The organism is Bradyrhizobium sp. CB82 (genome assembly GCF_029714405.1).
In the GTDB taxonomy this organism is placed as follows: Bacteria; Pseudomonadota; Alphaproteobacteria; order Rhizobiales; family Xanthobacteraceae; genus Bradyrhizobium.
Map to the genome: position 1 here is coordinate 8,933,480 of NZ_CP121650.1, position 12,988 is coordinate 8,946,467.

At 64.4% G+C, this 12,988-nt stretch carries 10 protein-coding genes; 6 read left to right on the forward strand and 4 right to left on the reverse strand.

Translation table 11 applies throughout. The features are described 5' to 3' along the window. Positions 1-131: 131 nt before the first annotated feature. Entirely contained in the window at positions 132-893 is a 762-nt protein-coding gene (locus QA640_RS42300; RefSeq protein WP_283038514.1) for a helix-turn-helix transcriptional regulator, read from the reverse strand. A gap of 186 nt (positions 894-1,079) precedes the next feature. Here QA640_RS42300 and QA640_RS42305 point away from each other — a divergent pair, with 186 nt between their 5' ends. The 5 genes from QA640_RS42305 (at position 1,080) to QA640_RS42325 (ending at position 8,383) form a co-directional block, all read left to right on the forward strand. Beyond that, positions 1,080-3,338, forward strand: coding sequence for a marine proteobacterial sortase target protein (locus tag QA640_RS42305; RefSeq protein WP_283038515.1), 2,259 nt, complete (start codon positions 1,080-1,082; stop codon positions 3,336-3,338). Between the two features lie 202 nt (positions 3,339-3,540). Then, on the forward strand, positions 3,541-4,110 hold the full coding sequence (locus QA640_RS42310) for a class GN sortase (protein WP_283038516.1): 570 nt from the start codon (positions 3,541-3,543) through the stop codon (positions 4,108-4,110). Between the two features lie 70 nt (positions 4,111-4,180). Continuing rightward, the gene (locus QA640_RS42315; RefSeq protein ID WP_283038517.1) at positions 4,181-4,897 is read left to right on the forward strand and encodes a DUF1614 domain-containing protein; all 717 of its coding nucleotides are present in this window, start codon (positions 4,181-4,183) and stop codon (positions 4,895-4,897) included. A 365-nt stretch (positions 4,898-5,262) separates the two neighbouring features. Beyond that, positions 5,263-7,476 (forward strand): acetate--CoA ligase family protein, encoded by a 2,214-nt coding sequence (locus QA640_RS42320; RefSeq protein WP_283038518.1) that lies wholly within the window; start codon positions 5,263-5,265, stop codon positions 7,474-7,476. Between the two features lie 85 nt (positions 7,477-7,561). Further along, positions 7,562-8,383: an MlaD family protein gene (locus tag QA640_RS42325; RefSeq protein ID WP_283038519.1), complete on the forward strand. Its 822-nt coding sequence runs from the start codon at positions 7,562-7,564 to the stop codon at positions 8,381-8,383. 78 nt (positions 8,384-8,461) lie between these two features. Here QA640_RS42325 and QA640_RS42330 read toward each other — a convergent pair whose 3' ends face one another. Together QA640_RS42330 and QA640_RS42335 are read right to left on the reverse strand one after the other, a co-directional pair. Then, positions 8,462-9,964 (reverse strand): NAD(P)/FAD-dependent oxidoreductase, encoded by a 1,503-nt coding sequence (locus QA640_RS42330; protein WP_283038520.1) that lies wholly within the window; start codon positions 9,962-9,964, stop codon positions 8,462-8,464. 118 nt (positions 9,965-10,082) lie between these two features. After that, entirely contained in the window at positions 10,083-10,844 is a 762-nt protein-coding gene (locus QA640_RS42335; protein ID WP_283038521.1) for a trypsin-like serine protease, read from the reverse strand. A gap of 123 nt (positions 10,845-10,967) precedes the next feature. Between QA640_RS42335 and QA640_RS42340 the strand changes: the two genes are divergently transcribed. After that, on the forward strand, positions 10,968-11,603 hold the full coding sequence (locus QA640_RS42340; protein ID WP_283038522.1) for an HAD-IA family hydrolase: 636 nt from the start codon (positions 10,968-10,970) through the stop codon (positions 11,601-11,603). Between the two features lie 270 nt (positions 11,604-11,873). Here the strand turns inward: QA640_RS42340 and mtnA are convergent, their stop codons facing one another. Continuing rightward, positions 11,874-12,983 carry an S-methyl-5-thioribose-1-phosphate isomerase gene (mtnA, locus tag QA640_RS42345; protein WP_283038523.1) on the reverse strand — a complete coding sequence of 370 codons (1,110 nt, stop codon included), beginning with the start codon at positions 12,981-12,983 and terminating at the stop codon, positions 11,874-11,876. Positions 12,984-12,988 lie beyond the last annotated feature (5 nt).

A 12,988-nucleotide genomic window follows, 5' to 3' on the forward strand; every position in this document is an offset into this window, starting at 1 on the left:
GGTCCATGCCAGCGTTGCCTTGCCCTACGATGGCAGTTCGAGCCCGATGTCGAAGCGGCCGTCACGGATCGCGATCGAACGCGATGCGCGCGCCGTCGAGGTAAAGACGACCCCCCGGGATGAAAGGGCCGCTAGACGGGAAGGAACAGCGCGAACGGCTCGTCCACCGTACGGCGCAGATGGTCACGATACAGCGCATAATTCACGTTGTCGGGAGAAATCCGTCCCAAGGTCGGCGTCTTGACGTTTCGCGCCGGCACGAAAGCGATCGGCGCCGCGATCGGCGTCAGTTGCGAGCCGGGGCCAGCGCGCAACGTCGAGATGATGCCGTACATCTCGCCGGCCACCGTAGGCCGCGACACCGTGATCACCCGATGCTGCCCGTGCCGGTTGATGACGAGATAGATGAAGCCGGACTGATGGGGGACGGCGACCTCACCGGTATGCTCATAGGCGGCGTCCGTGCGCTCGCCCTCGCGGAAGACCAGCGACGATACTTTCGGCTCCCAAGCGATCTCGGTGCGGTAGGCAAACAGCGCGTCCTTGTCGCCGAATGACGGCCGCAACGTGATGTAGACGTCCTCGAGCCAGGTCACCGCACGGTGCGAATAGGAGCCGAGACTGTCGGGCGCGACATCGTTGCCTGCGGCAGGCGCCGGTGGCGCTGCCGAATTTTTCCGCAGGGAGACCCCCAGCGCCTGCTCCAGCCGCACCGTGGTCGCCAGCGTGAACGGACGCCGGCCGCCCAGCACCTTCTCCAGCGTCGACAGGCTGAGCTTGGCCTGCTCGGCCAGCGCCTGACGGGAGATACGGCGTTTGGCGAGCTCCTCCCGGATTTTCTCCGCGACCTCGTGGCTTTGCTCGTCGGTAAGCGGCTTGTCCGGCGTCTGCATCGTTATTCCCTGCTCCAGGCGGGCATTCTAGCAGGCCGGACAAATCAGCACAAAACCGCACGGGACCGTCGCCGCGGCGGTCGACCGGGTGGCCGGCGGCCGAACATTGCCGATCATTCTGCTCGCGAAATCAGGGCTCCGCGGCCGAAATAGAGGGCAACCAAACGTGCTTCGGGAGCAGGTGAGATGAGCATTTATGACGAGAGCGACGGTAACGAACACCCCATGCTGCGAAGGTTGATCAATCTGGGGCTATTCCTGCTGGCGCAGGGGATTGCCGTGATCCTGATCGCCTTCGTAGCCCTGCTCGTGAGCTTCGTGCCGAGCTGGTCGGTCACGTCAGAGCAGGCAAGCCTGCTGCAACCAGGCGAGGCCCGTTCCGGGACGCTGCTTCTGAAGGACGACGGCGCCACCACGGAAGCCCTCCGTCTCGGCATCGACGTCGACGTCACCGTCTCCGGCCCGACGCTGCGCGCCCGAGTCACGCAGGTGTTCAGGAATCCCACCAAGGACTGGGTCGAAGCGACCTATGTCTATCCGATGGCCAGCAACGGCGCGGTCGACACGCTGAAGATGGTGGTCGGCGACCGCGTCATCGTCGGCGACATCAAGGAGCGGCAGCAGGCGCGCATGATCTACGAGCAGGCGCGCCGCGACGGCCAGAAGGCCGCACTCTCCGAACAGGAGCGGCCGAACATCTTCACCAACTCGGTCGCCAATATCGGCCCGGGTGAAACCGTGCTGGTGCAGATCGAATATCAGGAGCCGGTGCACCAGTCCGGCAACGAATATTCGCTGCGCGTGCCGCTCGTGGTCGGGCCGCGCTACAATCCGGCGCCGATCGTGCAGAGCGTCGACTTCCGCCCCGACGGCTCCGGCTGGGGTGCGAGCAAGACCGACCCGGTGCCGGATCGTGACCGTATCTCGCCGCCCGTGCTGGATCCCGCCAAGAATCCGCCGGTCAATCCGACCAGCATCACGGTTCGCCTCCAGGGCGGCTTTGCACTCGGCGAAGTCAAGAGCCATTACCATGGCGTCAAGATCGAGAGCCCCGACAGTGCAACGCGGATCGTTCGTCTTGCCGATGACGCCGTGCCTGCGGACCGCGATTTCGAGTTGACCTGGAAGCCCGCGGCCGAGAAAGCGCCGTCGGTCGGCCTGTTCCGCGAGCATGTCGGCGGCGCCGATTACCTGCTCGCCTTCGTGACCCCGCCGTCGATCGAGCAACCGACGCAAAAGCCCTTGCCGCGCGAAGTTGTGTTCGTGATCGATAATTCCGGCTCGATGGGCGGCACGTCGATCATCCAGGCCAAGGCCAGCCTGAACTACGCCCTCGCTCGTCTCCAACCGAACGATCGCTTCAATGTGATCCGCTTCGACGACACCATGGACGTCCTGTTTACGACATCCGTGCCGGCCGACACCGAGCATGTCCGGCAGGCAACCGCTTTCGTGGACGCGCTTCAGGCGCGCGGCGGCACCGAGATGGTGCCGGCGATGCGTGCCGCTCTCACCGATCGTCTCGGCGACACCAGCATGGTCCGCCAGGTCGTGTTCCTGACCGACGGTGCGATCGGCAACGAGCAGCAATTGTTCGAAACGATCACGGCGATGCGCGGGCGTTCGCGCATCTTCATGGTCGGCATCGGCTCTGCGCCCAACACCTATCTGATGACCCGCGCCTCCGAGCTTGGACGCGGCGCGTTCACCCACATCGGCTCGGTCGAGCAAGTCGAGGAGCGCATGCGCGGCCTGTTCGCCAAGCTGGAAAATCCGGCCGTGACCGGTCTTAGCGCCAAGTTCTCGGAGGCCTCCGCCGACGTCACGCCGACGATCATTCCCGATGTCTATCGTGACGAGCCGCTGGTGCTCGCCGCGAAGCTCGACAAGTTGTCAGGCTCGCTCGAGATCAAGGGACGTGTCGGCGACCGGCCGTGGTCGGTGACGCTGCCGCTGCAAAATGCAGCCGATGGCAAAGGTCTCTCGAAACTCTGGGCCAATCGCAAGATCGGCGACGCCGAGGTGGCGCGCGCGATGCACGAGATGAGCCCGGATGACGCCGACAAGACCATTCTGGCACTCGCGCTGGAGCATCAGATCGTCACCCGGTTGACGAGCCTTGTGGCCGTCGACAAGACGCCGAGCCGTCCCGGCGGCGAGGCACTCAAGCTCAGCGAACTGCCGATCGACCTGCCGGCCGGTTGGGATTTTGAGAAGGTGTTCGGCGATCGGCCGCAGGCGACGCAGCTCAGAGAGCGCCACGCGGATGCAAGCGGCCAGCCCGCGGCGAGACGCCCGACGCCGGCCGCGGCCGATACGATCCGCCTGCCGAAGACGGCAACCTCCGCGGAGCTGAAGATGATCGCAGGTCTGGTCCTGCTTCTGCTCAGCCTGGTCCTGCTCGTGTTCAACCGGCGTCAGCTCTTGCTCACCGACGCCGGATGAAAGGGGAGGCCTCAGCCACCTCCTCCCCTTCAGCGCGCGCGGCTGCCCGTCCCCGCCCCAAACAGCCGCGCGCGCTTTTTTTCAACACTGGTCCAACAAGATTCGTCATTGCGAGCGCAGCGTAGCAATCCAGCCTGTTCCCGCGGATACACTCTGGATTGCTTCGTCGCTCCGCTCCTCGCAATGACGAGAAGAGAGCAAAATGCCTCGCCTGATCTCTCCCCTCGTTCTGGCGCTCATCGGTCTCACCCTGTCCGGCGACGGCGCCACCATCCACGCCAAGGCATGGCTGGCGCAGTTGCTGCTGGAGCGCGCCTTTACCAAGAGCATCGCGAGCGGTCAGCCGACGAAGCCGTGGTCTTGGGCGGACACGTGGCCGGTTGCACGGATCGAGGTGAAGCGGATCGGCGCCAGCGCCATCGTGCTTGCGGGCAGCAGCGGCCAGGCGCTCGCCTTCGGTCCCGGACATGTCGAAGAGACCGCGGACGCCGGCGAACGCGGCGTCGCCGTCTACGCGGCACATCGCGACACGCATTTCCGTTTCTTGCGGGATGTTGCCATCGGTGACGAGATCGAGGTCACGCGCAGCGACGGCAGGCGCTTCCATTACCGGGCCGACGCCTCGGCCGTCGTGCGTTTCGACGCCTCGGGCATCGATCCCCATGCACAAGGCTACGAGCTCGTGCTGTCGACCTGCTGGCCGTTCGAGGCGCTCACGTCGGGCCCGGACCGCTACATCCTGCACGCGACGCTGATTGGAACCGGCAGCTAGGTTTGTCATCGCGGCCGTCCCGTGGGATGCTGGCAGGGCCGTTACCTGCGCCAGATCCAGCCGTGTGACCATGCATTCACAAGTTCAGTACCTGCCGATCACGCCGGGCCTGTTTTCCGTCCTGGTGCTGCTGTTCGCCGGGCTGATCATCCTGATCCAGCTCCGCATCCTGCGCTATGCCTATATGCGGCTCGGCGTCGGCCCGGGCGTTGCGCTGCTGCTGCTGTTCGGCTCGCTGGTCGGGAGCTATTTCAACATCCCGGTCACGGTGCTGCCCGGCAGGGCGGTGCGCTCGGGCGAGATCGTCGATTTCTTCGGCATGCGCTACGTGGTGCCATTGGTGACGCAATGGCCGGGAACGGTGCTTGCGGTGAATGTCGGCGGTGCCGTGATCCCGACCTTGATGTCGAGCTATCTCGTGCTGCGCTACCAGCTCTGGCTGAAAGCCGCGATCGCGGTGATCGCGATCGCCTTCGTCATCCACATGATGGCGACACCGGTGCAGGGAGTCGGCATCGCGGTTCCGGTCTTCGCGCCGGTGGTGGCCACGGCGATCCTGGCCTTCCTGCTGTCGCGCGAATATTCCGCACCGCTCGCCTATATCGGCGGCTCGATGGGCACTCTGATCGGTGCCGATTTGCTCAACCTCGACAAGATCGGGCGCCTCGGCGCCCCAGTCGCCTCGATCGGCGGTGCCGGAACGTTCGACGGCATCTTCCTGACGGGCATCCTGGCCGTGCTGCTGGCCGGCATCGCCTCGCCTTCGAGGCCCAGGGAGGTCTGGTGAGAGCTTCCAGGCGGCGGGATTCAAATTCGTCCGCCTGCCTCGCGTTTTGTCGTGCTTCCGCATCCACGACGCGCAGAAGACCACCGCCACCTATGCAGTGGACGTGAAGGAGATGGATTCTGCGGCGGCGCGCGCTGGGTTTCGATCCCACGCAGGCCGAGATCCGCCGTGCCATCGTGCCCTAGCTCGCCCTCCAGATCGCCTATCAGTATGGCTACAAGATCGGCCTCCTGAAATACTGATGGCAGCATGCCCTATTCCGCGCGGCGGCATGCGGGCCTCGCGGTTGCCACTCGTTCGAACTCACCCTACAAGAGCGGACGCGCCGACAAGAACGCACGCCAAGAAGAACAAGGTGAGGAACCATGGAAGCACAGGTGACCGCTGCAGCCCCGCTACCATGGGCTCCAGCTCCCGACGCCAGCGACGTCGTGAAGGGCATCCACGCCATGCTGCATCCGCGCAACATCGTGCTGGTTGGCGCGACCGACAAGCCCGGCAACTATGCCGAGCGCATCTGGAACAACCTGGTCAAGTACAGATTCGCAGGCTCGCTGTTTCCGGTCAACGCGAAGCGCGAAACGATCTGGGGCGTGACCTGCTACAAGAATTTTTCAAGCCTTCCTGAAACGCCGGATCACGTGCTTGTGCTGGTGCCGGCGCGCTTCGCCGTGCAGGTGATCCGCGATGCGGCCGCAGCCGGCGCACGGTCGGCCACCATCGTCACCTCGGGCTTCAGCGAATTGCAGGATGAGGAGAGCCAGAAACTCGCAAGCGAGTTGCAGCAGGCGATACGCGAGACTGGCCTCGCCGTCACCGGGCCGAATTGCCTCGGCAATTTGAGCGCCGGCGACAGGCTCTTCACCAATATCGACGACCGCGTCGTCACGATGGACCAGGGCGCAGTGGCGATCGCCGGACAATCCGGGGCCATCGTGATGGCGATCCGCCAGGCGCTGGAGGATCGCGGCGTCGGTGTCGGCTACATGGTGACGACCGGCAACGAGGCCGGGCTCGAAACGCCGGACCTGATGCGCTATTTCGCCGAGGATCCGAGCATCCGCGTGATCGTCGTCTATCTCGAGGGCGTGCGCAGCACCAAGGCATTTCGCGACGCCTGCAAGGCCGCGCGTGCCGCCAGCAAGCCGGTCATCGCGCTCAAGCTCGGCGCCTCCGAGGGCGGCCGGGCGGCGGCGATGGCGCATACCGGCGCGCTTGCTGGCTCCATCGAGACCTTCGACGCGATCGCAACGCGGGAGGGCGTGATCCGCGTGAGCGGTCTCGACGAGCTGATCGAGACCACCGAATGTTTCGTTCACAGCACCGTGCCGAAAGGTAATCGCCTTGCGGCCGTGACGCTCTCGGGCGGCAAGCGCGGACTCCTGATCGATGCCTTCCATGCGGCCGGGCTCGACTTTGCGCCGCTGAGCCCGCATGTCAGCGGCGAGCTCGCAAAGATGCTGGGTCCCGGCTCGATCGTCGGCAATCCGCTCGACGCCGGCTTTGCCGCGGTGGTCGATCCCTCCGTCTACATGAGATCGATCAAGCTGATGATCGACGATCCCGACATCGACATCGTCATCATCGACGCCGAGCTGCCGAAGGCGCCGCACGAGCTGCGCGAACGCAACTTGCGCATCGTCAACGAGATGGCGAGCCGGGGTGCGAAGCCGGTGATCTACATCAGCGCGATGTCGATCGGCTTCACCGAGTTCACGAAAACCTTGCGCAAATCGCTGCCGCATATCGCGGTGATGCAGGGCCTCGACCGTGCGGTGACCGCGATCAAGTCGCTGCTTGACTACGCAAAGCTCGCCAAGGAAGTGCCCGATGTCGTCGCAAGCTCGAAGCCCGCGGCGCGCAGCGTGCTGGAGAAGACGCTGAAGGCGGCGAACGGCGCCGCGCTCGACGAAGTCGCCTCGAAGAAGCTGTTGAAGGCCTACGGCATCCCGATCTCCAAGGAAGGAATCGCACAGACGCCGGCCGAGGCTGCGAAGATCGCCAAGCAGATCGGTTTCCCCGTGGTCGCCAAGGTCGTCAGCGCCGAGATCCTGCACAAGTCCGACATCGGCGGCGTGGTTCTCAACCTCGGCAGCGCGACCGAGGTGAAGCAGGCGTTCAACGACATCACTGCGCGGGTCAAGAAGTTGAAGGGCAAGCCCAGGCTCGACGGCATCCTGATCGCACAGCAGGTCAAGGCCGATCTCGAGCTCGTGATCGGCGCCTCGCTCGACGCGGAGATGGGACCGGTGGTGCTGTTCGGCACCGGCGGCGTCGATATCGAGCTGATCAAGGACGTCGCTTTGGCCGGTGCGCCGCTCAATACCGCCGAGGCACGGCACTTGATCGGCCGCACCAAGGCCGGGGTCAAGATGCGCGGCTATCGCGGCAAGCCGAAGCTGGATGAGGACTCCGCCGTGAAGGCCCTGGTCGGCCTTTCCAACCTGATAGCGGACGCCGGCGACCGGATCGCCTCGATCGACGTCAACCCGTTCCTGATCAACACCAAGACCGGTGTCGCCGTGGACGCGTTGATCGTCTTGAACAACGGCGCGGCCCGGCGCGCGACTGGGCATTGATCGGCTTCCACCGGGCGCACTTTGCCAATAAAATCGGCTCGCGACTCCGCTTGTCCGGGCGGCGGAGCGCGAGCCGGAACGGACAATGGTGCGCAGAAGAAATTTGATGATCGGATCCGTGATGCTGCTGGCGATCGCCGCGGCATTCGGCAGCCTGCTTGGCGTGCAGAAGTACCACGCAGCCCAGAGCCGCAGTCAGCTGCGTGTGGTGTTCGAGGGCGGCTCGGCCAGCGGTCTGCGGCGGGGCGGGCCGGTCAATTTCGACGGCGTGCCGGCCGGCCACATCGTGTCGATCAAGCTCGACAATCCCCGCAAGATCGTCGCGCTCGTCATGCTCGACAACACAGCGCCGATCCGCAAGGACACCGTGGCCGGCATCGAGTTCCAGGGGCTGACCGGCATTGCCGCGATCTCGCTGATCGGCGGCGCGCCCTCGGCACCGCCCGCGCCGCTGGATGACGACGGCATTCCCGTGCTGACTGCCGATCTCAGCGACGCCGCGTCGATCGTCGAGACCCTGCACAATGTCGACCGCATGATCGTGAGCAACTCGGCCGCAATCAAGGGCACCCTGCGCACGTTCGAAGACTATACCGCCGACCTCAAGGGCAAGGGCGAAGAGATCGATGCCGTGATGGTCAAGGTCGACAAGGGCTTCGCGAGCTTCGACAATGCGGTGACCAAGATCGAAAACGTCGTGCCGGGCTTCGCCGACGGCAAGGCCGACGAACTGTTCGAGAAGGTGAAGGGGCTCCGCGAACTCGCCGATACCATGAAGAAGAAGTCGGCGAGCTTCATCGAGGACGGGCGCCGCACCCTCCTCGACATCAGCGAGGCCGCCAACAAGATGAGCGGCACACCGGTAGCCGCCCGCCCGCCGCGCAGGCAGGCGCAGCCGAAGCAGTGACGTTGCCAGGCCAACAACAAGCCCCGTCCCGACGAAGGCCGGGACCACGGTGGAGTGCCGGTCGGTGCTTATCGCACCTCACCCGTAGACGAACGCCTTGTCATCGAGATCCGTCTCCGGGATCTCGTCCTTCTCGGTCCAGTAATCCTGGCTGTGCTGCCATTCCGGCTTGTCGCCGCGCTTCGGCAACAGGTCCATGTTGCGCATCATGTAGCCGGGGTTGAAGTTTTCCGGATCGATCCAGGGCAGGATCGGCATGTTGTGGTCTTCGGGCCTGAGCTTGACCTCGACCTTCTTGGCGCGCTTCGCCTTCATATGGCCGAGAAGCCGGCAAACGAAATCGGCGACGAGATCGACGCGCAGCGTCCAGCTCGCGCGGAAATACCCGAACACCCACACCATGTTCGGCACGCCCGTGAACATCATGCCGCGATAGGTGACCGTGTCGCCGAAGGCGAGCGGTCTGCCGTCGATCTCAAATGCAATGTCGCCGAGCGCCGCCAGATTGAAGCCGGTCGCCGTCACGACGATGTCGGCCTCGAGCAGCTTGCCGGACTTGAGCTGGATGCCGTTCTCGACGAAGCATTCGATCTCGTCGGTGACGACCGAGGCCTTGCCGCCGGCGATGCCCTTGAACAGATCGGCATCGGGCACGAAGGCGATGCGCTGCCGCCACGGCCGATATGTCGGGGTAAAATGCGTCCCGACGTCGTAATCCGGACCGAGGATCGCGGAGATCTGCCCGATCAGCTCCTTCTTCACTTCCTCCGGCTTCGCAACGCAGAGTTTTGTGAACGCATCCTGCTCGAACAGGATCTTTCGCCGCACGATCTCGTGGATCCAGGCTTCATCGACCTGGAGCCTGCGCAGCTCCTCGGCGATTTCGATGGCGTTGCGGCCGATGCGGAAATAGGTCGGCGAGCGCTGGAGCATGGTGGCGTGCGCGCATTTGTCGGCGATGTTCGGCAATAGCGTCGCAGCCGTCGCACCCGAGCCGATCACCACGACCTTCTTGTCGGTGAGATCGATATCGTCAGGCCAGGTCTGCGGATGGACGATGCGGCCCTTGAACTTGTCCATGCCCTTCCATCCGGGCGTGTAGCCTTCGGAATGGCGATAATAGCCCTGGCACATCCAAAGGAAGTTCGCGGTGAAGGTCTTGGCCACGCCAGTATCGGTCGTTACCGCTTCGATGGTCCAGAGATTGGTCTCGCTCGACCAGCGCGCCGAATTGATCTTGTGCCTGTAGCGGATGTGCTTGCCGAGATCGTTCTCCTCGATCACGTCGTTCATGTAGGCCAGGATCTCCTCGGCAGTCGCGATGGGCGGGCCGACCCAAGGCTTGAAGCGATAGCCGAAGGTGTGGAGGTCGCTGTCGGACCGGATGCCGGGATAGCGATGCGTGATCCAGGTGCCGCCGAAGCTGTCCTTGGTTTCCAGAATGACGAAGCTCGTGCCTGGCAGTTGCTTGGTGAGATGATAGGCGCTACCGATACCGGAGATGCCGGCGCCGACGATCAGGACGTCGAAATGTTCAGTGGCTTGCTGTGCAGGGGGCTGAGTACGGACGGCGACATTCATTGTTGGTTCTTTGCCTTCTGAGGCCGCCCTTGACCAGGCGACGCGTTTCCTCCGCGACGGGTTCATGTCGCCCGCCGCGCTTCCGCTTCAAAATGACATAGATCAAAGCGCAATCAAATCACAGCGCCGCACCCCAGCTCCGCGCTGTCTGCACAATCCAGTCGCGGTAGAGCGTGAGCGGCGTGACACCGGTCAAGCCGCCGCACCCTGCGTCGCCATTCGGCCCCGTCGACCAGCTGATGACGCCGATGATGACGGCACCGCTCGGTTTGTCCTCGAACACGGGGCCACCGGAATCGCCGGTGCAGGCGCCGATTCCGGCTCGAACGCCGTTGGTTACGGGGTCCACGAGCCTCATTTGCAGCGTACCGGGCTGTCCGGTCACGACGAGGCCCGCAACGCGCGTCATGCCGCCGCTCTTGCCGTCGCCAGGCACCGTGACGCCAACCCCTGCGATGGCAAAGCGGCCACCAACCGCGATCGGAATTTGCGGCGCGCCGATCTGCGATGTTGATTTTCCTTTGAGTGGAATTTCGAGTTGCAGCAAGGCCACATCGGCGGTCGCGCGATGCGACTGCATGGCCTGCATGTTGAAGCTCGGATGGATCGCAACCGTACGCACGTTCTGCAATTGCGGTTTGCCATCGGCGCCATAGTCGAGGATCTTGTATTCCGCGCCCGGCTGCACGCAATGCGCGGCGGTGAGCACCAGCCTAGTTGCGATCAGGCTGCCGGTGCAGAAATTGCCGCGCGATCCGACGATCGTGACGATGGAGCGCGCGACGCCTTCGGATTGCGGCGTGCCCCCGCCGACGATGGCCCGGGTGGGGGAGGTGAAGAGCAGCGCCACTGCTGCGAGCAGGATGGACGTCTTGTTCATGGGCGAATGTGGTAGCCGCCAGAGCGCCGTTAGCCAAGAGATACTTGGAAGAGCCCGTTCGTGCTGGCCGTCGTGCCGACAGCATGCTAGCGGTTTTCACCTGATATCGACGAGGGCAGGACCGTGGGAATCGGAGCTGTAATCTTTGACTTTGGCGGCGTGTTGACGAACTCGCCCTTCGAGGCCTTCACGCGCTTCGAACAGGAGCGCGGCCTGCCCGCCGACATCATCCGCCGCACCAATGCCGCCAATCATCTGGAAAACGCCTGGGCGAAGTTCGAGCGCGCCGAGGTCGACATCGAAACATTTGACCGGCTGTTCGCCGCGGAATCACTTGCGCTGGGCGCGGAGGTGCGCGGCCGCGACGTGCTGCCGCTGTTGCAAGGCAATCTGCGTCCTGAGATGGTGGAGGCGTTGAAGCGGCTCAAGGTGCACTTCAAGACCGGCTGCATCACCAACAATCTTCCCGCCAATGCCATCGGCAGCATGTCTGGACGCACGCTCTACGTCGCGGAGGTGATGGCGCTGTTCGATCACGTCATCGAGTCCGCCAAGATCGGCCTTCGCAAGCCCGATCCGCGGATCTACCGGATGATGGTCGAGGCGCTGAAGGTTGATCCGGACAGTTGCGTCTATCTCGACGATCTCGGCGTCAACCTGAAGCCCGCGCGCGAGATGGGGATGACGACGATCAAGGTCGCGAGCGGCGCGCAGGCGATCGCGGAACTCGAGGCGGCGACGGGGCTGAAGCTGGGGTAGTCCGCAAAGCAGCAGCGACTTCGCCAGTTCCTCATCCGGAGGAGCGCGCTCTTGCGCGCGTCTCGAATGATGAAGGCCCCAGCCCTCGCCCTTCGAGACGCCGCTTCGCGGCTCCTCAGTGTGAGGGTGAGAGAGGGTCACGCGCGGCTTCTACAGCTCGTCATTGCGAGCCAAGCAATCCAGAGTGTTTCCGCGGAGGGACTCTGGATTGCTTCGTCGCTGCGCTCCTCGCAATGACACATGTGGCGCGATATCGCTTGACGAACCGGATTACTCCACTGCGGTCGCGATCCGCTCCGGAAAGGCGGCGGCGAGCGAGGCACGATCCGGCTTCAGCACGCCGCGCTCAGTGATGAGGCCGGTGACGAGACGCGCCGGCGTCACGTCGAAAGCATAGTTCGCGACAGGCGAGCCCTCGGGCACGATCCGCACTGTCTCCAGCCGTCCATCGGCGGTTCGGCCGGTCATGTCGGTAACCTCGACACCGCTGCGCTGCTCGATCGGGATGTCACGGATGCCGTCATTGACCGCGAAATCGATCGTTGGCGAGGGCAGCGCGACGTAGAACGGCACGTTGTTGTCGCGTGCGGCGAGCGCCTTCAGATAGGTGCCGATCTTGTTGCAGACGTCGCCGTTGGCCGCGACGCGATCGGTGCCGACGATCGCGAGATCCACCATGCCGTGCTGCATCAAGTGACCGCCGGTGTTGTCCGGGATCACCGTATGCGGCACGCCGTGATGCCCGAGCTCCCAGGCGGTGAGCGAGGCGCCCTGGTTGCGCGGCCGTGTCTCGTCGACCCAGACATGGATCCTGATGTCGCGATCATGCGCCAGATAGATCGGCGCCGTCGCGGTGCCCCAGTCGACAGTGGCAAGCCAGCCAGCATTGCAATGGGTCAGCACGTTGACGGTTTCGCCGGGTTTCTTTCTCGCGGCGATCGCCTCGATCAGCTCCAGACCATTGCGGGCGATGCCGCGGTTGATCTCGACATCCTGCTCCAGAATTTCGTCGGCGCGCGCGTAAGCCGCTTCGGCGCGCTCCAGGGGATCGATCGGCGCCAGCGTCGCTCGCATCTCGTCGAGTGCCCATTTGAGATTGATGGCGGTGGGGCGCGCCACCACCAGCGTCTCGTAGGCTCGCTTCAGTCCGGCGTCGGAACTGTCCTCGCGCATGGCGAGCGCCATGCCGAACGCGGCCGTGGCGCCGATCAGCGGCGCACCGCGCACCAGCATGGTGCGGATGGCGTCAGCCGCCTCCTCGCTCGTGGTGAGACGCGCGATCACGAATTCGTACGGCAGCCGGCGCTGGTCGATGGCTCCGACCGACCAGCCGTCGCGCTCGCGCCAGATGCTGCGATAATGCTTGCCGTCGACCTTCATGGCGT